Here is a 23,102-nt window from a genome sequence, read left to right as displayed (position 1 = left end):
CGGTGGCGATTTTCGGTTGTAGATCGACCGGAAAGCACGGATTCCTAGGCTGCATGAACAAAACCTCGATCGATCGCTTGCGGGAGTATTTGGCGCAACTGCCCGAGCAGTCGCAGATGCTGCTGATGCGCGAATATGAGCGCGCGATCGAGCGCGGCGAAGACGTCGTGGTCGCCAATTTCGTGCTCGACCTGCTGCGCGGCGTCGTCCGTGGCCACGAGAATGCAGTGCGCCCGCGCGTCGAGGATCCCACCCGTCTCGTCTTCAAATCGCTCGAGCCGTTCCTGGTGGAAGGCGTCGGCAATGTCCGGCCCGGCCAGATTCGGCGCGCCTCGCTGCTGCCGATCTGGCAGTGGCTGGAGCGCGACGCCGCAGACGCCGTGCGCGAGTTCGAGGCGGCCGTCTCTGCATCGCCCGAGCCGGGCGCATCGGACATCGAACGTGCCGTCAAGAAATTCCAGCAGGCGGCAGCAGCCGCCATTGCCGCTGCCACGTCGGGCAATCGCGGCGCGGCCCGCATCGGGCCGACCCATGCGGTTGAGGACCTGCCATCCATCGGCGCGGTGCTGAAGGCGCGCGAGCAACTAGACGGCTTTGCCGGCAAGCTGCCGAGCGTGCTGCGCAGCTTTGGCGATAGCCAGATCGCCTCGGTGAACAGCGCGCTGAACGTGCCGACGCTGACCACGCCGCAGGTGCTGCCTTTCGCACTCTCGCTGGTGATGCAGCGGCTGGCGGCGCCGTGGCAGATCATCCGGCTGGCGGTGAAGATCGCGGCCTCGGACGATGAAATCCGCGTGGCCGCCACGCCCTATGGCATTGCCGTGACCATGGCGCTGTCCGATCTCAATCGCGTCGCGGCCGAACTGCGCTCCGATATCAGGCGTGGCAAGCTCGACAGCGCGCCCGAACATCTCAAGATCACTCATGACGGCGTGCGCGGCCTGCGCACCGAACTCGACATGCGCAATGACTCCACCTGGGGACGCCAGATGGCGGCGATCCGGGTGGAGATTTCCTCGACGCTGCAGTCGGAGATCGAGAGCGTGCCGGGTAGGGTGCGGCGTCTGCTGCGCCAGCGCCCTGACAAGGATATTGCCGCGACGGCGACTATCGATTTCGCCGAGGTCGAGGAGACCGTGGCGCTGATCAATTTCGTCGCGGTGTGCCGGACCTATGCCAGCGAACTCGCCATCAACGAGGTGACGCTGCGGACCTATTCCGACCTGCAGCAATATGTCGAGAAGTCCACGGAGTCGCTGGTGCAGTCGCTGCGCGCCGGCGATGCCCGCGTCCGTAGCTACCGGCAGATGCAGGCCAAGGCTGCGATCCGCTTCTGCCAGGTGTTGTTCGGTCAGGAATATGCCTCGCTGATGAGCCGCGCCGCCGAACAGGCCATGGTCGTGGTCGAGCGCAAGCCGAAGCGGGCGGGCTAGGCCAGGCAATGCGAAATGGCTCGTCGGCGATGTGACATCCGCATCGCCTCCATCCCGATATCAGAGCGCCAATTGAATGCGATTGGTTTCGCTGCCGTCATGTGCGGCCGGAACGGCGCAGCAGATCAGCACTTCATTGTCGGCCACCGCAGCGGCTGGTTCCTTGACGTAGGTCACCGCTCCCGCCAGAAGTTTCGTTCGGCAGGTGCCGCAATGTCCTTCCCGACAACCGAAATCGGGGCTCAGGCCTCGGGATTCGGCGAGGTCGAGCAGCGTGCCGGACTCAGGCGTCCAGCGCGCTTCCTTCAATGACTCTGTGAACACGACGTGCACCGATGTCGACGACGATGGCTGGCGCGCCGGTGCTGTCGCCGGGCTGTCGACGGTTCGCACCAGTGATGCGGGGCCGAATGCTTCGGCGTGGATACGGTTGTCAGCGATGTTCAGTGCGCGAAGACCGTCATAGATCGACTGCATGAATCCGGAAGGTCCGCAGAGATAGTAATCGTAGTCGCCAACCGGCATGAACCGTGACAGCAGGGTCATGTCGATGCGCCCCGCAGCGTCGTAGTCGGGGCCTTCTTCGGCATCCGTGATGTCGCCGAGAACTCGGACGACCCGGACTGCGTCTCCAGCGGAGGCCGCAAGTTCGTCCAATTCGTTGCCGAAGGGGCGCTCGTTCTTCGAACGGGCTGCCTGAAAAAGCACGGTCGGTCGAACTTTGAGCGTCCGCAGCCCTTCGTAAATCACATGCCGCAGCATCGCGAGCATCGGCGTGATGCCGATGCCGCCCGCCAGCAGCACCGCTGGTCGCGCCTCAGCGGCATCGATCGTGAATTCACCGGCGGGTGCCCTTGCTTCGATCACGTCGCCAATACTGATGCCGTCGTGTAGCCGCTGCGACACCAGTCCGTCGCGTTTGACGCTGATGCGATAGACGTGATCCGAAGGCGCGACCGACAGCGTATAGGTTCGGATGGCGGTCTTCTCCGCTCCGTCAATGGGTAGTCTGATCGGGAGATACTGTCCGGCGCGATGAGGGAGGAGGCCGGCGCCGTCAGTCGGCTCCAGATGGAACGACCTGACCGTTGCGCTCTCATCGACGATGTTGATGACCTTGAACGGCCGCCATTTGGTCGCAAGTTCTGCAGCCCGCAGACGACCGGCCGCCTGCTCCCAACTGCCTGTCATAAGTGTGCTCGGCGCCCATCCGTCCGGCCGGAACGCCCAGCGCAGGGGCAGGGCACCGCGCCGAAGAACGACACGCCGCGCCTTGAATTGCCAGAGGCGCTCGGCGCCCTGGAAGGCGGCGATCTCCGGCGAGTCCAGGATGACCCGGGCGTCACCGGTCATCTGAAGAACGTCGCCGGTCGCGAAATCGACAAACAAGAGCCCGGCTTTGCCGTTGACGAGGATGTTGCCCAGCGTGGCGAAGAAGAGATTGCCGGCGAAATCCGGGATTGTGAGCGTGCCGTCGTCGGCAACGCGCACGAAACCGGGATTGCCGCCGCGGCTCGAGACGTCGACCTGTCGACGGGATTCTCGCTCGACATAGGACGCGACAAAGAACATGTCGGCGGCTTCGATCATGCGGCGTGCCGTTGCGTCGATTTCGGCTTTCTCTTCGATATTTCCCGTAAACAGTTCGCGTGGATCGTGGACGAACTCATAATCGCGGAGCTGGATGTAGCGCGGGCAATTGCCGAAACTTTGGTCGACATCAAAATGAATGGCGTAATTGTCCGACGGCCCGATGATGCCGTTGACGCGATTGCGTCTGCGCGTATGAAGTTCGATGCCGAGCAGGCCGATTGCATCGCCCTCGTGCATACCTTCGCTGGCGGGATCGCTTGGCTCCCTGACGACATCGATATCGAGCGATTGCGCTGTTGGCGATGAGATAAAGCCGGGTTTGCCGGTGACAGATGTGGCCCATGCGTCGCCTGCGCCGTCGACGCTGCCGAGCGCGATGAAGGGGATCTGGGCGTAGAAATCCCGGTGTTGCGTCGGCATGTAGTCGCGCACGATACGCCTGCCGAGCTCATCCATGTGGGCCGAAACGCCGACCTTTTCCTGGATCGCCTTCTCGCCGGCGTGCCAGATGTCCAGTTTTGATAGCGACATAATGACGGTCATCGGTCCGCTCTCGTTGGCGGTGTCGGGCGTATGTCTGGATGCGCCCGACACACGCAGTTAAGCCGCAGCGGCGAGGCCGACGGGTGTCTTGGCGAAAGGCACAAAGCCGGGCAGCGCTTCGATGCGGCGTAAGAAGGCGTTCACCGTGGGATAGCCGGACAGATCGACATTTCCTTCCGGCGCGCTCGCGATGTAGCTGTAGAGCGCCACATCGGCGATGGTCGGACCATTGCCGACGAGCCAGTCGCGATCGGCGAGATGCGCTTCGACGAGTGCCAACAAGGCGTGCGCGCGCTCGATGACTTCCTCTGGATTGAAGTTCCTGCCGAAAACGGTGATCAGCCGTGCAGCGGCAGGACCATAGGCCAGTTGGCCTGCAGCGACGGACAGCCAGCGCTGGACGGCCGCGGTCCCCTTTGCGTCGTCGGGCAGCCACTCGGTTCGGCCGGATGTCTTGGCGAGATAAACGAGTATGGCGTTCGAGTCGGAGACAATGGTGCCACTGTCATCGAGGACCGGCACCTGACCGAACGGATTGAGCGTAAGGAAATCCGGGGTCTTGTGTGCGCCCGACTTCAGGTCAACTTCGATGAGTTCGTGGGGCAGGCCAAGGAGCGAAGCGAACAGATGCGCGCGATGAGAGTGGCCGGACAGTGGATGGTGATAGAGCTTCATGATCTTGATCCTGAATTCGTGGTCGGGTTCATTCCCGTTCAGCGAATGCAAGTTGCTTCATGATCCGGCGCGCGAGAATGCACGCTCTGCGCACTTCATCATTGCGCCAGATGAAATAACCGCGGCTTTTGTTGGCGCGCGACAGGCCCGATAGCGGCTTCGTCAATCGCGTCGACGGGTCTTCCCGGAGGGCATCCACGTGGCGGAGGGGGCGTTACTCGAAAAGCGAGCTCAGATCGCCGCCGCCACAATTCTTGATCCAGAACAAGCGGCCGGACGTCGCGATGGCATAAAAGTCAATTGCACGTCGTCGGTGGCCATGGTGTAACCCGGCAAGACGTCGTTTAGATCGACTCAAGATTACGCCGGAACCCATTGATGGCCTTATGGTTTGTGTTCGCCTTGATGACCGCCGCGGCGACTTTCGCCGTGCTGTGGCCGCTTGGCCGGACCCGCTCTGATGCGGGTGGCACCGAGGCCAGCGTCTATCGGGATCAGCTCGCCGAAATCTCTCGCGACACCGCCGCCGGCCTGATCGGACCAACCGAGGCCGAGGCGGCGCGTGTCGAGATCAGCCGTCGTTTGCTGGCAGCCGTCGATGCCGAGGGCGCGGCCTCCGTCGGCAGCAGTCCTGGTTTTCGCCGCGCGGTGGCGCTGGTGGCGTTGATCGGCCTGCCGCTGCTGGCCGTCGGCTTCTATCTGCCACTCGGTTCGCCCCAGATGCCGGACTTTCCGCTTGCCGAGCGCAACCAGTCGCCCAGTCCCACCCAGCCGCTGGACAATCTCGTCGCGCAGGTCGAGCAGCATCTCGAGAAAAACCCGACCGACGGCCGCGGATGGACCGTGCTGGCGCCGGTGCTGGCGAAGATTGGCCGAACCGACGATGCGGTGCGCGCGTTCCGCAATGCGATCACCTATGCCGGCGACACGGCCGCGCGCCGCGCCGATCTCGGCGAGGCCATGGCGATGGCCGCCAATGGCGTGATCACCGCGGATGCCAAGACCGAATTCGAACGCGCTGTCGCGCTCGATGCCGGTGAGGTCAAGGCACGCTACTTCCTGGGCCTCGTGGCCGAGCAGGACGGGCGTGGCAGCGATGCGGCCGTGATCTGGCGCGACATGCTGGCAAAGGGACCTGCGGATGCGCCGTGGCGTCCGGTGGTCATAGCGGCCCTGGTGCGCGTCGGCGGTAGCGTTCCGAGATCAGGGCCGAACCTGCCGGCGCTGTCGGAAGACACGATCGCGTCGGTACAAGGCATGAATGCCGGCGACCGCAATGCGATGATTCAAGGCATGGTCGACCGGCTTGCTACGCGGCTGAAGCAGGACGGCAGCGACGTCGAGGGATGGTTGCGGCTGGTGCGTGCCTATATGGTGCTCGGTGAGCGCGACAAGGCAAAGAGCGCGCTGGCAGATGCACGGGAGGCGGTCGGCACGGATGCCGAGCGGCTGCGCAAGCTGAACGATGGCCTGAAAGACTCCGGGCTGGATGGGTAAACGTATGATGCCGAAAAGTGTGAAGCAGTTTTCGGACAACATCATGCGTCTTGAAGGTGAAGCATGACGCGCAAGCAGCGACGATTGACGATGATAGGTGGAGCGCTGGTGGTGCTCGCCATCGCGGCCGGACTCGTGCTCAACGCGATGCGCGACTCCATCGTGTTCTTCTCGACACCGCAGATGGTCGCCGAAAAGCAGATCCCGGTCGGCAAGCGCTTTCGCCTCGGCGGCATGGTCGAGCAGGGTTCGCTGGTGCGCGGCGATAATCTCGCCGTGAGCTTCAAGGTGTCCGATGGCGGTGCGACACTGCCGGTGAACTATAAAGGTATCCTGCCGGATCTGTTCCGTGAGGGCCAGGGCGTCGTTGCCGAAGGTGCGATGGATGCGGCGGGCGTATTCAAGGCCGATACGGTGCTGGCGAAGCATGACGAGAACTACATGCCGAAAGAAGTCGCCGACGCGCTGAAGAAGCAGGGGCGATGGCAGGAAGGCTCTGATGGCAAGCCGGTAATGTCGCAGGGCGCTGCAAAGCCTGTGGTGACGCAGTGATTGCCGAAGCCGGACACTATGCATTGGTGCTGGCACTGGCGCTGGCGCTGATCCAGTCGACGGTGCCGATCATCGGCGCGCGCCTGCGTGATCCCGCGCTGATGAATGTCGCGCGCTCTACGGCACTGGCGCAGCTGCTGTTCGCGGGGCTGTCGTTTCTCGCGCTGACGACGCTCTACGTTACGTCGGATTTCTCGGTCGCCAACGTGTTCGAGAACTCGCATTCCGCAAAGCCGCTGCTCTACAAGATCACTGGCGTGTGGGGAAACCACGAAGGCTCGATGCTGCTGTGGGTGTCGATCCTCGCGCTGTTCGGCGGTCTTGTCGCCGCCTTCGGCAATAATCTGCCGCTGTCGCTGCGCGCGCATGTGCTGGCGGTGCAGGGCTGGATCGCTGCGGCGTTCTATTTGTTCATCCTGATGACCTCGAATCCGTTCCTGCGCCTCGCACGGCCGCCGCTCGAGGGCCGCGATCTCAATCCGGTGCTGCAGGATATCGGCCTCGCGGTGCATCCGCCGATGCTCTATCTCGGCTATGTCGGCTTCTCCATCGCATTCTCCTTCGCCGTTGCGGCGCTGATCGAAGGCCGCATCGATGCCGCCTGGGCGCGCTGGGTGCGGCCGTGGACGCTGGTGGCGTGGATATTCCTCACGCTCGGAATCGCGATGGGCTCGTATTGGGCCTATTACGAACTCGGCTGGGGTGGCTGGTGGTTCTGGGATCCCGTCGAGAACGCCTCGCTGATGCCGTGGCTGTCCGGCACGGCGCTGCTGCATTCCGCTGTCGTGATGGAGAAACGCAACGCGTTGAAGGTCTGGACCATCCTGCTGGCGATCCTGACCTTCTCGCTGTCGCTGCTCGGCACGTTCCTGGTGCGCTCCGGCGTGCTCACCTCGGTTCATGCCTTCGCGACTGACCCGACGCGCGGCGTGTTCATTCTGATGATCCTGTGCGTGTTCATCGGCGGCAGCCTGACGCTGTATCTGTGGCGCGCGTCGTCGCTGAAGCAGGGTGGATTGTTCGCGCCGATCTCGCGCGAGGGTGCGCTGGTGCTGAACAATCTGTTTCTCACCACGGCCTGCGCCACGGTGTTCATTGGCACGCTGTATCCGCTGGCGCTGGAAATGCTGACCGGCGAGAAAATCTCTGTCGGTGCGCCGTTCTTCAACCTCACTTTCGGCCCGCTATTCGTGCCGCTGCTACTCGCCATGCCGTTCGGACCTTTGCTGGCGTGGAAGCGCGGCGATCTCAGAGGCGTCACGCAGCGGCTGATGACTGCCGGCATTGCCGCGCTGCTGGCGGTGGCGCTGGTCTGGGCATGGACCACAGGCGGTGCAGCGCTAGCGCCGCTGGCGATCGGACTCGGCGTATTCGTGATTGCCGGATCGATCGTCGATATCGCTGAGCGCACCATGCTGTTCCGCTTGCCGTTCGGCGTCGCGTTCCGGCGCGCGCGCGGATTGCCGCGTGCTGCCTGGGGCACGGCCTTTGCCCATGCCGGCATCGGCGTGGCCTTGATCGGCATCGTCTGCGAGAGCACCTGGAATACCGAATATATCGGCACCATGCAGCCGAACGATGTAGCGAAGCTTGCCGGCTATGAGCTCACGCTCAAGGATGTGACGCAGCGGCAGGGGCCGAATTTCCGCGAGAGCCTCGCGCGTTTCAAGGTGACGCGCGGTGGTGACGAGATCGGCGAGATGACGCCGTCGAAGCGCAACTTCGCGGCGCGGCAGTCTTCCACCACGGAAGCCGCGCTGCTCTCGCGCGGCGCCAGCCAGCTTTATATCTCGCTCGGCGAGGAGACCGCCGGCGGTGGGGTTGCCGTGCGAATGTATCACAAGCCGCTGGTGCTGATGATCTGGTGGGGACCGGTGCTGATGGCCTTTGGCGGGCTGCTGTCACTATCCGACCGGCGGCTGCGCGTCGGCGCGCCGAAGCCGGCCAAGGCATCGCGCGCACTGCAGCCGGCGGAGTGACGGCGTGACACGCATTGTCGCAAGCCTCATCGCCGTCATGTTCCTGCTCGCTGCGCCGCTCGCGCATGCGGTGCAGCCCGACGAGATCATGAAGGACCCGGCCCAGGAGGGCCGCGCGCGCAACCTGTCGAAGGAGCTGCGCTGCATGGTCTGTCAGAACCAGTCCATCGACGATTCCGATGCACCGTTGGCGCGCGATCTGCGTCTGTTGGTGCGCGAGCGCATCGCCACTGGCGAAAGCGACACACAGGTGCTGGATTTCCTGGTGGCGCGTTATGGCGAATTCGTGCTGCTGAAACCGCGGCTCAACCTGCACACGCTGCTGCTGTGGCTGCTGACGCCGCTGGTGCTGATCGGTGGCGGCGTTGCGCTATGGTGGCACAACCGGCGGCGCGGGAGTGCAGGCGGCAGCGATGAGGCCGTCATGAAACTCACCGCCGAGGAAGAAGCGCGGATCGAAAAGCTGATTGCGGCGCAGAGCGAGACGAAGTCGACCTAGGCCGGCCGTTGCCGTGGTTGGCTTCTATTCGGCCGGCAATACCGTCTGGATATTCCGACCGGTGCGTTCGATATGCTCCCGCAGGATCCGCGTTGCATCGCGCGTGCGCCGCTCGATCATCGCATGGGCCATCGCGGTGTGTTCTGCAGGCACGTCGCGGTCGGGCTTATGCTTCTTCAGAAAAATCCGGCGATAGCGATCGCTCTGGTCGTGCAGCGTGGCACAGAACTGCCGCAGCAACGGCATCTGGCATGCCGAGATCAGTTCGGCATGGAAGGCGCGATGTGCGATCTCCCAGGCTTCCTGTTCAGCGGCCGAGCGTGAACCGCGCTTGCAGCGGCTGAGCTGATGCAGCGAGCCGAGCACGCGTCCTTCCCAGGCTATATCGCCGTGTTCGATGGCTTCCTTGACGGCGAGGCCTTCGAGTTCGACGCGCAGCCGGATGATCTCGGCGAGATTGCTCGCAGAGACCGGTGTGACGCGATAGCCGCGCTGGTCGATCAGCGCGACGAGGCCGTCATTCTCCAGACGACACAGTGCTTCGCGCAGCGGGCTGAGGCTGACGCCGAAGGCGGTGCGCAGGCGATCAAGATTGAGCTTGCTGCCCGGCAGGAGGTCGCCGCGCATGATCGAATCCCGCAAGCGGGCGACCAGCGTGGTGGACAATGTGGTCGGGATCGCGCCGGCCGTGATGGTGCGTGCTGTGCTCATGATGCCTGTCCGATGTTCTCGAAACCGTAGAGCGAAGCCGGATTATCCACCAATGCCAGGCGCTGCGCTTTGGAATCCGGCAGCCAGAGCGGGATGAGATCGACGAGGTCGCCATCGTTCGGCATCGCGACCGGACAGATCGGATGCGGCCAGTTGCTGCCCCAGAGGATACGGTCGGGACGCGCTTCGACCACGCGCGCGATCATCGGCAGCATGTCGCGATGCGGATAGGGCTCTGCAGAGAGGCGATACAGGCTGGCGAGCTTGATCCAGCAGCGGTCGGTGTCGAGCAATCGCAGCAAGGTTTGGAACGGTTCGGAGTCGACGCCTTCCGCGGCGCTGATCCGGGCGAGGTGATCCAGCACGAACGGACTGCGGACCTGCATCAGTTGCGGCGCGACATCGACCAGTTCGCTCGCTCTGTTGAAATGCAACACGAGATGCCAGCCGAGATCGAAGGTCTCGTCCGCGAGGCCTTGCAGATGTGCGAAGGATGCGCCGCCGCTGACGACGGTGGACATCCGGCAGCCGCGCATGCCGCGAAGGTGCATGTCTTCCAGCTCCTGCTGCGGCAGGCCGGACGGAATCACGGCAACCCCGCGGAGCCGTCGCGGATTGAGGTCGAGGGCCGCTAGGGTCGCGCTATTGTCGGTGCCGTGAGCGCCGCCATGCACGATGACGGCGCGATCGATCCCGAGCGTTTCGTGGAGCTGCATCAGGTCGCAATAGGTGCAGTCTTCGGGCGTGTAGCTGCGCTGCTCGCTGAACGGAAATTCGGCCTGCGGGCCGAAGACGTGGACATGGGTATCGCAGGCACCATGCGGCATCACGAATGCCGGACGCTTCGGATGGCGATCGGGGCCGGGGCAGGGCTTCGGTGGGGCACCAGGCGTATGCGCACTCATCGTGGCAACTCCCTTCAAATAAGCGATCTTCGTTCGCTGAAAATAAACGGTGGCAATCAGTCGATTTGACGACAGCCTTAAGTAGTGCCAACATAAAATCGACGAAGCAAGAAAAATCGATTATTTGGAGGTTGGCATGCGGCACGTGGTTTCTGCACTGGTGGCTCTGGTCATGGTTTCGCTGGTCGGCCAGGCAGCCCATGCAGGGTTTCCCGAACGCGGCATCAAGATCGTTGTGCCGTTTCCGGCCGGCGGATCGAACGATGTCGTTGCCCGCTTGCTCGGCACCAAGCTGCAGGAGCTCTGGGGACAGCCGGTAGTGATCGACAACCGTGCCGGCGGCGGCGGAAACATTGGCGCGGATGCTGTCGTGCGCTCGCCCGCTGATGGCTATACGTTACTGCTGACAGCGCCCGGTCCGCTCGCGGTTAATCAGTCGCTCTACGCGCAACTCTCCTTCAATCCTGCGCAGGATTTTACGCCGGTGGCGTTGATTGCATCGGTTCCGATCGTGCTCGCAGTCAATCCCGGCGTGAAGGCGACGACGGTGGCTGAGCTGATCGCGCTCGCCAAGGCGTCGCCGGGCAAACTCAATTTCGGATCGTCCGGTCTTGGGTCGACCAATCATCTGGCGGGCGAGCTGCTGAAAGCCCGCGCCGGCATCGATATCGTCCACGTGCCCTATCGCGGCGCGGCACCAGCAATGAATGACCTGATCGCCGGTCAGATCCCGATGATGTTCGACAACATGCCGGCGGTTCGTCCGCAGGTTCAGGGCGGCACGATCCGCGCGATCGCTGTCGCAGGCGCTGCGCGTTCGCCTCTGTTCCCGGAGTTGCCGACCATGGCAGAGGCGGGCGTCGCGAATTTCGAAGCATCGTCATGGTTTGGCCTCGTCGCGCCGGCCAAGATGCCGCCGGATGTGGCGAAGGTGCTGATCGACGGGGTGACCAAGGTGCTGAAAGACCCCGAAGTGGTGAAGCGGTTAGCCGATGTCGGCGCGGAGCCCGGCACACTGTCCGGCGACGCTTTCGCAGCGTTTCTGCGCGCCGAGTCCGAAAAATGGGGCCAGGTGGTCAAGACAGCGGGTGCCAAGGTCGAGTAGGGACCTCCTGCCACCATCGATTTGAAAACGGGAATCATATGACGAAGAAAATTGCTGAACTCGACGAGCTGAAGTCCCGCTACGAGACCATGATTGGCTTCACGCCGCCGAAGATCGCCAAGCGACTGGAACTGGGCATGCGCGTCGACCCCGCTCTGGTCACGGCGCTGGAAGACTGGCGGATTGCGGCGCTGACGCCGACGGCACTGGACCAGAAGACCGTGCAATTGATGTCGTTCGCGATCCTGCTGGTTCAGACGTCCGAAGCTGCTGCCAATCACGCGAAGGCTGCGATCAAGGCCGGCGCCACGCTCGAGGAACTGCACGCAAGCGCCGGAATCGCCGCACTGTTCCGCGGCGTCGCCGCCTTCAACATGGCCGGCGAAATCCTGGCCAATCTGTTCCCGGAGACGGGTCAAAAGGCCGGCGGCTGATACCGCCGCTGTATTTGCCGATATCGGGATGATTCAGGCGCGTTTCCCCGCGTCATCCCGCCACACCAGCATCCCCCAGATTACCAAACCTTAATTCCCCTGCCAGCCCGCGGTAAGGTGGAAACCTCCATCTTCAGATCACACAAGGCGCCTTGCCCCCCGCGCCGTTGCTCTGGAGATTTTCTCGATGTCCGACCGCCCCACCGATTTTTCCGAACTGCCGTCCTACAAGGCACCCCGCCGCTCGCTGTTCTCTGCGCGTAAATTCGCGCTGATGGCGTCGGTCGTTGCGGGCCTTGGTGTTGCCGCTTATGGCCTGTCGCCCTCCAACGGTCCGGTCGACATCTTCACCACCACTGCGCACGCGCAGGTCGACAAGCAGGTCAAGTCGCAGGCCGCGCAGCCGGTCGGCTTCGCCGATATCGTCGAGCGCGTGAAGCCGTCGGTGATCTCGGTCAAGGTCAACATGAAGGAGAAGGTCGCATCGAAGGATGACGACAACAACGGCGACTCGCCGTTCCAGCCGGGTTCCCCGATGGAGCGCTTCTTCAAGCGCTTCGGCCAGGATGGTGTGCCTCCGGGCATGCGCGGTGGTCCGCGCGGCGGCGGCCGTGGCGTCGTGAGCGGTCAGGGTTCGGGCTTCTTCATCTCGGCTGACGGTTTCGCCGTAACCAACAATCACGTGGTCGATGGCGCGGACAAGGTCGAGGTCTCGACCGATGACGGCAAGACTTATTCGGCGAAGGTGATCGGCACCGATCCGCGTACCGATCTGGCGCTGATCAAGGTCGAGGGCCGCACCGATTTTCCGTTCGCCAAGCTTGCTGAAGGCAAGCCGAGGATCGGCGACTGGGTGCTGGCAGTCGGCAATCCGTTCGGCCTTGGCGGCACCGTGACCGCCGGCATCGTTTCGGCCTCCGGCCGCGACATCGGCAGCGGTCCCTATGACGATTTCATCCAGATCGATGCGCCCGTGAACAAGGGCAATTCGGGTGGTCCGGCTTTCGATACGTCGGGCGAAGTGATGGGCGTCAACACCGCGATCTATTCGCCGTCCGGCGGCAGCGTCGGTATCGCGTTCTCGATCCCGGCCTCGACCGTAAAGACGGTGGTGGCGCAGCTCAAGGACAAGGGTTCGGTCTCGCGTGGCTGGATCGGTGTTCAGATTCAGCCGGTGACCCAGGATATCGCCGACAGTCTCGGCCTGAAGAAGGCGGAAGGCGCGCTTGTCGCCGAGCCGCAGTCGGATGGTCCGGCAGCCAAGGCCGGCATCAAGTCGGGTGACGTCATCACCGCGGTGAATGGCACGCCGGTCAAGGATGCACGCGAGCTCGCCCGCACCATTGGCGGCTTCGCGCCGGGCAACACGGTGAAGATCAACGTGCTGCACAAGGGTGAGGACAAGGTTCTGTCCATGACCCTCGGCCAGTTGCCGAACACGTTAGAGGCGAAGGCCGATGTCGATAGCGGTGACAAGGGATCGTCTGCGCGCGGCAGCGACGTGCCTCGGCTTGGCCTCACGGTCTCGCCAGCGAGCAGTGTCGCCGGTGCCGGCAAGGACGGTGTCGTCGTGACCGGCGTCGACCCGAAGAGCGCCGCTGCTGAGCGTGGCTTCAAGGAAGGCGACGTCATTCTCGAAGTCGCCGGCAAGAGCGTGACCAATCCCGGCGATGTGCGCGAGGCGATTGTCGCCGCGCACAACGACAACAAGAACAGCGTGCTGATCAGGGTTCGTTCGAACGGCTCTTCAAAATTCGTCGCCGTTCCCCTCGCGAAGAGCTGATCACCGCACACGAACGGAGAGGGTCGCCGGCATAGTCGCCCCCGCTGACGGCTCTTTCCAGGGGGCGAGCCACAAACTCGCTCCCACTGCTTCCTTTCGATGGAAAACAGCCCCCTTCCATCGAAAGGCCAATGGGCGGTGAAGTTTCCCCCAGCTTCACCGCCTATTCTTCTTTCTGCCCCAAAGGATAACCGGCGGGCATCCCGCCGCCTTGCATGAAAGCCCGGTGCGCGCCATGGTGACCGAGACACACAATATTCATAGCGAATCCGATCCACAGATGCGTCTGCTCATCATCGAAGACGACCGCGAATCCGCGGATTATTTGGTCAAGGCTTTCCGTGAGGTGGGCCATGTCGCCGATCATGCCAGCGATGGCGAGGAGGGTTTCGCGCTCGCCGATTCCGGCGATTACGACGTGCTGGTGGTCGATCGCATGTTGCCGAAGCGCGATGGACTCTCTGTTATCGGTGGCCTGCGCGACAAGGGTAACCGGACGCCGGCACTGATCCTCTCGGCGCTGGGCCAAGTCGACGACCGCATCAAGGGCCTGCGCGCCGGTGGTGACGATTATCTGCCAAAACCATATTCATTCGCTGAGTTGCTCGCGCGCGTCGAAGTGCTGTCGCGCCGCCAGGGCGGTCCTGCCGAAGAAACCACCTATCGCGTCGGTGATCTCGAACTCGACCGGCTGTCCCATGGCGTGACGCGCGGTGGCCAGGAATTGATCCTGCAGCCCCGCGAATTCCGGCTGCTCGAATATCTCATGAAACATGCCGGGCAGGTGGTCACCCGCACGATGCTCCTGGAAAATGTCTGGGACTATCACTTCGATCCGCAAACCAACGTGATCGATGTCCATATCTCGCGCCTGCGCTCGAAGATCGACAAGGGTTTTGACCGTCCGCTGCTGCACACCATTCGCGGTGCCGGCTATATGGTCCGCGACGGCATGAAGTAAGCGGCGAGGCGTTTCGTCCCTGCCGCTACCGCGGGATCAACCCTTGAGCCAGTCGTCGAGACGGATCGCTCCGATGCGTGCGCCGGCATCGGGCGTCAGGGAGCGATCATTGATCGGCGTGCCGAAGTAACCGACGTGAATGTCGGCGACCACCTGACGTGGGTCCTGCTTTGCCGCCAGATATTTGCGCCCGAGTGCGTCGAGCGGGAGCGGATCGGACCCTGCCACCTCGACGATGCCGTTCACTGGCGTGCTCAGAGCCAGGTCCACCATGGCGGCTGCCACGTCCGCAGATGCAATGGGCTGGATCAGGGCCGGCGCCAGGCGGACCACGTCGCCGTCCACACCGCCTTGCACGATGGCGGGGATGAATTCGAAGAACTGCGTCGCCCGCAGGATCGTGTAAGGCATTCCGGACGCCTTGATGAGATCCTCCTGGGCCAGTTTGGCACGGAAGTAGCCGCTGGCCTGAAGGCGCTCGGTCCCGACCACGGACAGGGCCAGATGATGCTGGACGCCTGCGGCTTTTTCCGCCGCGAGCAGGTTACGGCTGGACGTCTGGAAGAATTCCATCACCGGCCCGTCTTCGAATGATGGCGAATTTGCCACGTCGATGACGACATTTGTCCCGGACATGGCCTCGGCCAGTCCTTCCCGCGTCAGGGTGTTGACGCCTGTCGACGGCGAGGCGGCGAAGACGTTGTGGCCCAGTTTATTCAAGCCGCTCACGACCTGGGTACCGATGAGGCCGCTGCCTCCGATGACGACGATTTTCATGATATTTCCTCCCTTGCACACGGTGATGACCGTGTGGGCGGACCATGCGCCGCGGCACCCAGGAAGACTTTGCCGCAACCTTCGTTTTCTCTTGAGTTTCGCTTGGATGTTCGTTCAGAAAGGGGCGCAGCTGGTATGTCGCCGCCGATGGCGCGCGGCAGGCCAGTCTGTGGGGTCGGTTCTGTTGCCTCCTGAAGGCCTTGACGGTTCATTGCCGCCGGCCAAAAACGCAGGCAGTCATGGAGCGCCGAGTGCCGTATCTGTTCGCAGGCTATGTCCTCGATCCCGATCGCAGAGAGCTGTCGCGTGGCAGCGACAAGATGGCGATCACACCGCAGGCTTTCGACCTGCTGCTGCATCTGGTGCAGAACCGCGACCACGTCGTCAGCAAGGATGCCCTTTTTGATGCCGTGTGGGCGGGACGGATCGTGTCGGAGTCGACGCTGGCCAGTCACATCAATGCGGTACGCAAGGCGCTGGGCGATAGCGGCGATGAGCAGCGGCTGCTGAAGACCGTGGCGCGCAAGGGCTTTCGTTTCGTCGGCGATGTGACCGAGACGGCAATGCCGGCGCAGTCTGACGCGGCGGCTGCCGATCACGCCACATCGACGGTGAGCCTGGACGCTGCGCTGACGCTGCCCGATCGACCGTCGATCGCCGTATTGCCGTTCCTCAATCTGAGCGGCGATCCGCAGCAGGACTATTTCGTCGATGGCATGGTCGAGGACATCACCCTCGCACTGTCGCGGCTTCGCTGGCTGTTCGTCATCGCCCGCAACTCCAGTTTCACGTATAAAGGCCGTGCCGTGGACGTCCGCGAGGTCGGGCGCGAACTTGGCGTGCGCTATGTGCTGGAAGGCAGTGTGCGCCGTGTGGCGAACCGCGTGCGCATCACCGGACAGCTCGTCGATACCACCACAGGCATGCATCTGTGGGGCGAGCGCTTCGAGAGCGTTGTTGATGACATCTTCGATCTGCAGGACCAGGTCACGGAAAGCGTCGTGGGCGCCATCGCGCCACAGCTTGAATCCGCGGAGATCGAACGCGCCAAGCGGAAGCCGACCGAAAGCCTCGACGCCTATGATTACTACCTGCGCGGACTGGCAAGTTTTCATGCGTCGACGCGCGATGGGATCGATACGGCATTGGCGAATTTCTACAAAGCCATCGAGCTCGATCCAGACTTCGCTGCGGCCTATGGGATGGCCGCGGGATGCTTCTACTGGCGCAAGATGAACCGCTGGCTTTCCGATCGTGTGGCTGACGGGCGTGAAGCGGCGCGGCTTGCCGAGCGCGCCGTCACCCTCGGAAAGAACGACGCGGTCGCGCTGACACGCGGCGGCCATGCCTGGCCGCATTTCGGCGGCGACCTGCATGCCTGCGTTGCCTATGTCGATCGTGCGCTGGTGCTCAATCCCAATCTCTCGACGATCTGGTACCTCGGGGGCTATCAACGCGTTTCGCTCGGCGAGCACGACGAGGCCATCGCCTATTTTTCACGCGCCATGCGGCTCAGTCCGCTCGATCCCGAGACATTCCAGATGCATACGGGAATCGCGATGTCGCATCTCTATTCGCGACGCTTCGATGTCGCGCTGGATTGCCTGCGGGAGGCGTCGCGCGAGGTGCCGAACATTCTCCGTGTCGCTGCATTCCAGGCCGCGGCGCATGCTCTGGGTGGGCGAATGGAAGAGGCGCGTGAGGCGATGGGCCATGTGCGCCGACTCGATCCCACATTACGGCTCAGCAATATTGACGACTGGCTGTTGGTGCGGCGACCGCAGGACTTCGCACTTGCATCGGAGGGCCTGCGAAAAGCCGGTCTTCCGGAGTGAACGTGGCTGAAAGATAAAATTCCTGTAGTGCGGCGACATTACCAACATCTCATATTCCTGCCCTGTTTGCTGCGGCTTGCGCCTGCTAGAACAGGGGATGAAGTCCAGAACCTTCCATTTCCGCACGTCCGGAGCGTGATCCGTGACGGCTATCGGTAAACTGTTTCGCACGACGGCCTTCCGGCTGACGCTGGCCTATCTGCTGCTGTTCGCGCTGTTTGCAGCATCGTTGCTCGGCTATTTCGCCTGGAATACGCACCGGCTGATCAACGATCAGATCACGACCACGGTCAATGACGAAATGACCGAGCTGAGCGATCTGTTCGGGCGGCGCGGCTTGCGGGGCATCGTGGGCGCCATCGAGAACCGGGCGCTGCGTCCTGGCGCCAACCTCTATCTGATCACGACACCGGCGGGTCAATCCATCGCCGGCAACGTGTCCTCACTGGCGCCCGGCGTGATGGCGACCACGGGCTGGTCCGAGACCGCCTATCGCCGGCTCGACGATCCCGACTCGTCCAACCATCGCGCGTTGGTGAAGGTGACGCAATTGAGCAGCGGCTTCCGGCTGCTGATCGGCCATGATCTCGAAGAACGCCGGCGCCTGTTCGACATCGTCGGCGATGCGGCGAAGTGGTCGGTGTTGATCGTCGTTGTCCTTGGACTCGGCGGCGGCATCTTCGTCGCCAGCCGCGTGCTGCGGCGGATCGACGCCATGACCGGCACCACCCAGCGCATCATGGCGGGTGATCTCTCCGGCCGTCTGCCGGTCGGACGCAGTGGCGACGAGCTCGACCGTCTCGCGGAAAATCTCAATGCCATGCTGGAGCGCATTGAAGCGCTGATGACAGGGCTGAAGGAAGTCTCGGACAATATCGCCCATGATCTCAAGACGCCGCTCACGCGGCTCCGCAATCGGGCCGAGGAGGCGCTGGCGCGATCCAGCAACGAGGCCGAATATCGCGCGGCGCTGGAGCGCACCATCGAGGAATCCGATGGTCTGATCCGGACCTTCAATGCGCTGCTGATGATCGCACGTGCTGAATCAGGGCAGGCGCGCGGCAATATGGACAATTTCGATGCCGCCGAGGTCGCCGAGGGTATCCACGAGCTCTATGAGCCGTTGGCCGAAGACAGTGATCTCACGCTGACCGTCAAGACCGCGGCTGCACCGCTGCGCGGCAATCGCGAACTGATCAGCCAGGCGCTCGCCAATCTCGTCGAAAACGCCATCAAATATGGCAAGCCCGAGGGCGTGGACGGGAACACCGATGGCGTTGAAGCTGCGGCCGCCAGGGACATCGTCATCGAGGCGCGGCGCGAGGGCGATCAGGTGCTGCTCAGCGTGTCCGATCATGGTCCAGGCATCCCGGAAGCCGACCGGAAGCATGCGGTGGAGCGCTTCGTGCGGCTTGAAGCGAGCCGCACATTGCCAGGTTCCGGTCTCGGCCTCAGCCTTGCATCTGCCGTGGCCACGCTGCATGGCGGCGAATTGCAGCTAGGCGACAATCATCCAGGGTTGCGGGTCACGCTGGCGCTGCCGGCAGTGGCCGCCGAAGGCCTTGCGGGTCAAACGGGGAATGTGCCACAGAAGTCGGCATGACCTCAGCCGCAACAGGCGAGGGCCAGCTCCCGCTGGCCGCGCAATTCGTCAGCGGACCGCAGCTGTTCGCCCCCGCCGATGCCGAGCAGCGCTTCGGCGAATGGCTCGCCGATATCGCGCCGGACGATGCCGCCGCATTTCGCGCGATCACCGACCAATTTCCGCATGCCAGGGCGATCCTGCTCGGCATCGTCGAGGCGTCGCCCTATCTGTTCGATCTGATCCGTGCCGATGCCGCACGTGCATTGCGGCTGCTGCATTGCGATCCCGATCGCCATCTCACCACTCTGATCGCCGAGACCTCGGCGAATGTCGCTGCCGCTGGCGGCGATCCCGATGTCATGCATCTGCTGCGACGCATGAAATCCGAAGCGGCCTTGTTGATTGCGCTGTGCGATATCGGCGGCGTCTGGCCGGTGATGCGCGTCACGCGGGCGCTGACCGATCTCGCTGTATCCTCCGTCCAGACGACGCTGCGCTATCTCCTGCGCCAGGACATGGCACGCAAGCGTATCGTGCCGCCGGATCCCGAGAATCCGGAGCAGGGCAGCGGCCTGATCGTACTGGCAATGGGCAAGATGGGCGCCGGCGAACTGAACTATTCGAGCGACATCGACCTGATCGTTTTCTTCGATCTCGAAGCGCATACGCTGGCCGAGGATATTGAGCCGAATTCATTCTTCGTGCGCATCGCGCAGGGCGTGTCGCGGCTGCTGCAGCAACGCACCGGCGACGGCTATGTGTTCCGCGTCGATCTGCGGCTGAGGCCCGATCCCGCTTCGACGCCGGTGGCGGTCTCGACCGCGTCGGCGCTGCATTACTATGAGCGCGAAGGCCGCACCTGGGAGCGCGCGGCCATGATCAAGGCGCTGCCTTGCGCCGGTGACATCAAGGCCGGAGAGGCGCTGCTCGCCGAGATCGCGCCGTTCGTCTGGCGCAAGCACCTGGATTTCGCCGCGCTGGCCGATGTCCATGACATGAAACGGCAGATGCAGACGTTTCGCGGGCAGAACGAAATCTCCGTCGAGGGCCACAATGTCAAGGTCGGACGTGGTGGCATCCGTGAGATCGAGTTCTTCGCGCAGACCCAGCAGCTGATTGCTGGCGGGCGTCATCCCGAATTGCGCGTGCGGCCGACGCTGGAGGCGCTGAACATTCTCGCCGCCAGCAACTGGATCACCTTTGAGGCGCGCGACGAACTGACGCTCGCCTATGATTTCCTGCGACGTGTCGAGCATCGGCTGCAGATGATTGCCGACGAGCAGACCCATGCGCTGCCCGATGACGTTGGCGCCATGGAGCGTTTTGCGCGCTTCTTCGGCTATGATAGCCGCGAAGCCTTCGCCCGCGATTTGCTGGTGCATCTCAACTGTGTGCAGGGGCATTATGGCCGGCTGTTCGAGGGTGATCCGACCGACGACACCCATCTCCCCGTTGTTGATTACAAGGCGGGTGCAACGGATCAGCGGCTGCTCGAACATTTTACCAAGCTCGGTTTCCGTAAGCCCGCCATGGTGGCGGAGACGGTGCAGCACTGGATGACGGATGACTATCGCGCGCTCAAATATGAGGGCACGCGGCAGGCGTTCATGGAATTCGTGCCTTCGCTGATCGTCGGGCTGGCCGATGCCGAAGAGCCAGATCTTGCGGTCGTCGCGTTCGACCGCTTTCTGCAGGCATTACAGCGCGGCGGCAGGCTGATCTCGCTGCTCAGCCAGAACCGCGATCTTGTCGCGCTGGTGGCGCTCGTGCTCGGCGCGGCACCGCGTCTGGGTGACATGCTGGCACGGCAGCCGCAGATCATGGACGGCCTCATCGATCCGCGTTTCTTCGGCGCCATGCCGGACCAGCGTGAATTGTCGGCGCGTCTTGCGGCGACCCTCGAAGACGCCAATTCCTATGAAGAGTTTCTCGATCGTCTGAGACTGTTCGGGCAGGAAAGCCTGTTCTTGATTGGCACGCGTATTCTGTCGGGCACGGTGTCGGCGCAGCAGGCCGGGATTGCATTCGCCGATGTCGCCGAAGGCATCGCGCATACGCTGCATGGGCTCGTGCTCGATCAGTTCGTTGCCCAGCACGGCCGCATCAAGGATCAGCAGACGGCAATCGTGGCCATGGGCAAGCTCGGCAGCCGCGAGATGACGGCGGCGTCCGATCTCGATCTGATCCTGATCTACGACTTCGATCATGATGCGCCGGATTCCGACGGGCCGCGTTCGCTGCATGGTGCGCAATATTTCGCGCGGCTGACGCAGCGCCTGATCAGCGCCTTCACCACGCGCACCAACTATGGCGTGCTCTACGAGGTCGATATGCGGCTTCGCCCGTCAGGCCGCGCAGGCCCGCTGGCGTCGCGCATCGACTCCTTCGCTGAATATCAGGAGACCGAGGCCTGGACCTGGGAGCACATGGCGCTGACGCGCGCGCGGGTGATTTCAGCGACGCCCGCGTTCCGCGAGAAGATCGAACGGGTCATCCGCGACGTGCTGACGCGTTCGCGTGAAACCACGATCATTGCAAACGACGTTGCCGAGATGCGTCAGGCCATCGCCGAGGAGAAGGGCGAAGACGATATCTGGGACCTGAAACATGCGGCGGGTGGCATGGTCGATATCGAATTCATCGCGCAATATCTGCAGTTGGTACATGCCGCAGAGAAGCCCGAGATCCTCAGCATCAGCACGCAACAGGTGCTGGAGAACGCGGCGCGGCTGGGTATTCTGCCGCCAGCCGCCGCCGATGTGCTGCGTCCGGCGGTGCGGCTCTATCACGACCTCACGCAGGTGCTGCGGCTATGCGTGAGCGACAAGTTCAAGCCGGAGACGGCAGGCACGGATCTGCTACGGATGCTTGCGCGCGTGAGCAACGAGCCGGACTTCTCTTCGCTGCAGGCACGCGTCCGTGAGACGCAGGCTGACGTCCGCCAGGTGTTCCTCTCGGTCGTGGCAGGCCAGAAGTAGAGGCGCGGCGCGCGCTCTGCGTTGACGCGGGTCGCGTGTGACCGGCTGCGTATGATCTCGCGTGAACGGCTGGATAGATTCTAAACCCGCCGCATTGTGGCCGCACCCCGACGTCCTGTAGGTCCGCATCTCGCTTGCCGATGAAATACGGCTCGAGATGTCGCAGCTGCCTGCGCCCGAATGTCGCAGTGTCAGCGATGCCGTCATGCACCAGCACTGAAATGAAACCGCCGATATGGAGTCGACATGCAGGTTCTAGGCGTCCGCGCCGCTACTGTTGCTTTTGCCTTGATCGCTGCATTTGCTCCGACCGGGGCGAAGGCGGATGAAATCTCCCTGATCGAGAAGTCACTTCCCGGGGAGGGGCAGCGCCCGCAAGCAATCGTCGTCGGCGCGGATGGGAACTTGTGGGTGACGGAAGTTATCAAGCACCAGATTTTTCGGGTTACGCCGAACGGTGAGATGAGTTCCTTTCGCGTTCCGGGCGATCAGGTTGGAGTCATTCAGGGTATTACGTCTGGCCCTGACGGCAATCTTTGGTTCACTTCACGCGAAGAGAACGCCATTCGCCGGATTTCAACCAAAGGGGAATTCAACGGGACATTCGCGATCCCGTCACAGGCGACGACTCCCACGAAATTCAACACGGGATCATGGCCGCGCGGCATTACGGTCGGTCCCGATGGCCAGATCTGGTTTGCAGAAATGGCGGCGAACAAAATCGGCCGTGTGACGCTGACCGGTGAGTTTTCGGAGTTCGCAATCCCGACGGAAAATGCCGAAGCCTATGGTGTGGTGACAGGCCCCGATCAGAATTTGTGGTTCACGGAAAGCGGCGCCGGAAAGATCGGACGAATCGACGTCAAGACAGGAAAGATCACCGAATTTCCGCTTGGTAATCCGAAGTCACGCCCGCGCGACATCACGGTCGGGCCGGATGGTCATCTCTGGTTTTCGATGAATGGCTCCGATCACATCGGCAGAATTTCTACGGCTGGCGAAATCAAGGAGTTTCCATTGCCAGCAGAGACGCGCCCCATTGGTATCGCCGCGGGAGCTGATGGCAATGTCTGGTTCACCGCTTTCAAATCTCACAAGATCGGGCGCATTACGCCAGCGGGTGAAGTTACGTTCTTCGATCTAAAGACGGAGAACGCGCAGCCTTTCGGCATGACGACAGGGCCGAATGGCGTGGTCTGGTTTACGTCTCAGGCCAATCAGGTTGGGCACGTTCACGTCACGTCAAAGCGCCAGTGA

18 protein-coding genes are annotated in these 23,102 nt (G+C 62.9%); 13 read left to right on the top strand and 5 right to left on the bottom strand.

What is annotated here, in order from left to right; all coding sequences use genetic code 11:
- Window positions 1–53 precede the first annotated feature (53 nt).
- Window positions 54–1,433 (top strand): hypothetical protein, encoded by a 1,380-nt coding sequence (locus AB8A33_RS15840; protein ID WP_439093603.1) that lies wholly within the window; start codon window positions 54–56, stop codon window positions 1,431–1,433.
- A 60-nt stretch (window positions 1,434–1,493) separates the two neighbouring features.
- On the opposite strand, the gene AB8A33_RS15835 is transcribed toward AB8A33_RS15840, so the two are convergent.
- On the bottom strand, window positions 1,494–3,569 hold the full coding sequence (locus AB8A33_RS15835; RefSeq protein WP_439093602.1) for a 2Fe-2S iron-sulfur cluster-binding protein: 2,076 nt from the start codon (window positions 3,567–3,569) through the stop codon (window positions 1,494–1,496).
- Between the two features lie 57 nt (window positions 3,570–3,626).
- Window positions 3,627–4,244 carry a glutathione S-transferase family protein gene (locus AB8A33_RS15830; RefSeq protein WP_439093600.1) on the bottom strand — a complete coding sequence of 206 codons (618 nt, stop codon included), beginning with the start codon at window positions 4,242–4,244 and terminating at the stop codon, window positions 3,627–3,629.
- A 378-nt stretch (window positions 4,245–4,622) separates the two neighbouring features.
- On the opposite strand from AB8A33_RS15830, the gene ccmI reads away from it, so the two are divergent.
- The 4 genes from ccmI (at window position 4,623) to AB8A33_RS15810 (ending at window position 8,771) form a co-directional block, all read left to right on the top strand.
- The gene (gene ccmI, locus AB8A33_RS15825; RefSeq protein WP_439093599.1) at window positions 4,623–5,741 is read left to right on the top strand and encodes a c-type cytochrome biogenesis protein CcmI; all 1,119 of its coding nucleotides are present in this window, start codon (window positions 4,623–4,625) and stop codon (window positions 5,739–5,741) included.
- A gap of 63 nt (window positions 5,742–5,804) precedes the next feature.
- On the top strand, window positions 5,805–6,293 hold the full coding sequence (gene ccmE, locus AB8A33_RS15820) for a cytochrome c maturation protein CcmE (RefSeq protein WP_439093597.1): 489 nt from the start codon (window positions 5,805–5,807) through the stop codon (window positions 6,291–6,293).
- Window positions 6,290–8,272 carry a heme lyase CcmF/NrfE family subunit gene (locus tag AB8A33_RS15815; RefSeq protein ID WP_439093596.1) on the top strand — a complete coding sequence of 661 codons (1,983 nt, stop codon included), beginning with the start codon at window positions 6,290–6,292 and terminating at the stop codon, window positions 8,270–8,272. Before ccmE ends, AB8A33_RS15815 begins: the two co-directional genes overlap by 4 nt.
- Window positions 8,273–8,276: 4 nt before the next feature.
- Window positions 8,277–8,771 (top strand): cytochrome c-type biogenesis protein, encoded by a 495-nt coding sequence (locus tag AB8A33_RS15810; protein ID WP_439093595.1) that lies wholly within the window; start codon window positions 8,277–8,279, stop codon window positions 8,769–8,771.
- Between the two features lie 24 nt (window positions 8,772–8,795).
- Here AB8A33_RS15810 and AB8A33_RS15805 read toward each other — a convergent pair whose 3' ends face one another.
- Window positions 8,796–9,482, bottom strand: coding sequence for a GntR family transcriptional regulator (locus AB8A33_RS15805; RefSeq protein WP_439093594.1), 687 nt, complete (start codon window positions 9,480–9,482; stop codon window positions 8,796–8,798).
- Window positions 9,479–10,387, bottom strand: coding sequence for an amidohydrolase family protein (locus AB8A33_RS15800; RefSeq protein ID WP_439093592.1), 909 nt, complete (start codon window positions 10,385–10,387; stop codon window positions 9,479–9,481). The genes AB8A33_RS15805 and AB8A33_RS15800 overlap by 4 nt, the downstream gene beginning before the upstream one ends.
- 136 nt (window positions 10,388–10,523) lie before the next feature.
- Between AB8A33_RS15800 and AB8A33_RS15795 the strand changes: the two genes are divergently transcribed.
- From AB8A33_RS15795 to AB8A33_RS15780, 4 genes are all read left to right on the top strand, one after another.
- Window positions 10,524–11,492, top strand: a complete 969-nt coding sequence (locus AB8A33_RS15795; protein WP_439093591.1) for a Bug family tripartite tricarboxylate transporter substrate binding protein — start codon at window positions 10,524–10,526, stop codon at window positions 11,490–11,492.
- 38 nt (window positions 11,493–11,530) lie between these two features.
- Window positions 11,531–11,926: a carboxymuconolactone decarboxylase family protein gene (locus AB8A33_RS15790; protein ID WP_439093590.1), complete on the top strand. Its 396-nt coding sequence runs from the start codon at window positions 11,531–11,533 to the stop codon at window positions 11,924–11,926.
- A gap of 187 nt (window positions 11,927–12,113) precedes the next feature.
- Window positions 12,114–13,709: a Do family serine endopeptidase gene (locus AB8A33_RS15785; RefSeq protein ID WP_439093589.1), complete on the top strand. Its 1,596-nt coding sequence runs from the start codon at window positions 12,114–12,116 to the stop codon at window positions 13,707–13,709.
- 280 nt (window positions 13,710–13,989) lie between these two features.
- Window positions 13,990–14,670 (top strand): response regulator transcription factor, encoded by a 681-nt coding sequence (locus AB8A33_RS15780; protein WP_199488779.1) that lies wholly within the window; start codon window positions 13,990–13,992, stop codon window positions 14,668–14,670.
- Window positions 14,671–14,706: 36 nt separating this feature from the next.
- Here AB8A33_RS15780 and AB8A33_RS15775 read toward each other — a convergent pair whose 3' ends face one another.
- Complete coding sequence (locus tag AB8A33_RS15775; protein ID WP_439093588.1) at window positions 14,707–15,447, bottom strand: SDR family oxidoreductase; 741 nt, start codon at window positions 15,445–15,447, stop codon at window positions 14,707–14,709.
- A gap of 251 nt (window positions 15,448–15,698) precedes the next feature.
- Here AB8A33_RS15775 and AB8A33_RS15770 point away from each other — a divergent pair, with 251 nt between their 5' ends.
- The 4 genes from AB8A33_RS15770 to AB8A33_RS15755 all read left to right on the top strand — a co-directional run bounded on the left by AB8A33_RS15770 (window position 15,699) and on the right by AB8A33_RS15755 (window position 23,102).
- Window positions 15,699–17,282: a winged helix-turn-helix domain-containing tetratricopeptide repeat protein gene (locus AB8A33_RS15770; protein WP_439093587.1), complete on the top strand. Its 1,584-nt coding sequence runs from the start codon at window positions 15,699–15,701 to the stop codon at window positions 17,280–17,282.
- Window positions 17,283–17,424: 142 nt separating this feature from the next.
- Window positions 17,425–18,885, top strand: a complete 1,461-nt coding sequence (locus AB8A33_RS15765; protein ID WP_439093586.1) for a sensor histidine kinase — start codon at window positions 17,425–17,427, stop codon at window positions 18,883–18,885.
- Complete coding sequence (locus tag AB8A33_RS15760) at window positions 18,882–21,845, top strand: bifunctional [glutamine synthetase] adenylyltransferase/[glutamine synthetase]-adenylyl-L-tyrosine phosphorylase (RefSeq protein ID WP_439093585.1); 2,964 nt, start codon at window positions 18,882–18,884, stop codon at window positions 21,843–21,845. Before AB8A33_RS15765 ends, AB8A33_RS15760 begins: the two co-directional genes overlap by 4 nt.
- A 246-nt stretch (window positions 21,846–22,091) precedes the next feature.
- The gene (locus AB8A33_RS15755) at window positions 22,092–23,102 is read left to right on the top strand and encodes a Vgb family protein (RefSeq protein ID WP_439093584.1); all 1,011 of its coding nucleotides are present in this window, start codon (window positions 22,092–22,094) and stop codon (window positions 23,100–23,102) included.

This window comes from Tardiphaga sp. 813_E8_N1_3, from assembly GCF_051811025.1.
Taxonomy (GTDB): domain Bacteria; phylum Pseudomonadota; class Alphaproteobacteria; order Rhizobiales; family Xanthobacteraceae; genus Tardiphaga.
Note: the sequence above shows the minus strand (reverse complement) of the source record. Positions and strands in the feature narration are given on the sequence as shown.

What these genes read in the sequence shown, in the direction of transcription:
- AB8A33_RS15780 (WP_199488779.1), top strand. Translation starts at nt 13,990, where the DNA reads ATGCGTCTGCTCATCATCGAAGACGACCGCGAATCCGCGGATTATTTG.
- AB8A33_RS15840 (WP_439093603.1), top strand. Translation starts at nt 54, where the DNA reads ATGAACAAAACCTCGATCGATCGCTTGCGGGAGTATTTGGCGCAACTG.
- AB8A33_RS15800 (WP_439093592.1), bottom strand. Translation starts at nt 10,387, where the DNA reads ATGAGTGCGCATACGCCTGGTGCCCCACCGAAGCCCTGCCCCGGCCCC.
- AB8A33_RS15790 (WP_439093590.1), top strand. Translation starts at nt 11,531, where the DNA reads ATGACGAAGAAAATTGCTGAACTCGACGAGCTGAAGTCCCGCTACGAG.
- ccmI (WP_439093599.1), top strand. Translation starts at nt 4,623, where the DNA reads ATGGCCTTATGGTTTGTGTTCGCCTTGATGACCGCCGCGGCGACTTTC.
- AB8A33_RS15755 (WP_439093584.1), top strand. Translation starts at nt 22,092, where the DNA reads ATGCAGGTTCTAGGCGTCCGCGCCGCTACTGTTGCTTTTGCCTTGATC.
- AB8A33_RS15835 (WP_439093602.1), bottom strand. Translation starts at nt 3,569, where the DNA reads ATGACCGTCATTATGTCGCTATCAAAACTGGACATCTGGCACGCCGGC.
- ccmE (WP_439093597.1), top strand. Translation starts at nt 5,805, where the DNA reads ATGACGCGCAAGCAGCGACGATTGACGATGATAGGTGGAGCGCTGGTG.
- AB8A33_RS15830 (WP_439093600.1), bottom strand. Translation starts at nt 4,244, where the DNA reads ATGAAGCTCTATCACCATCCACTGTCCGGCCACTCTCATCGCGCGCAT.
- AB8A33_RS15795 (WP_439093591.1), top strand. Translation starts at nt 10,524, where the DNA reads ATGCGGCACGTGGTTTCTGCACTGGTGGCTCTGGTCATGGTTTCGCTG.
- AB8A33_RS15785 (WP_439093589.1), top strand. Translation starts at nt 12,114, where the DNA reads ATGTCCGACCGCCCCACCGATTTTTCCGAACTGCCGTCCTACAAGGCA.
- AB8A33_RS15805 (WP_439093594.1), bottom strand. Translation starts at nt 9,482, where the DNA reads ATGAGCACAGCACGCACCATCACGGCCGGCGCGATCCCGACCACATTG.
- AB8A33_RS15775 (WP_439093588.1), bottom strand. Translation starts at nt 15,447, where the DNA reads ATGAAAATCGTCGTCATCGGAGGCAGCGGCCTCATCGGTACCCAGGTC.
- AB8A33_RS15760 (WP_439093585.1), top strand. Translation starts at nt 18,882, where the DNA reads ATGACCTCAGCCGCAACAGGCGAGGGCCAGCTCCCGCTGGCCGCGCAA.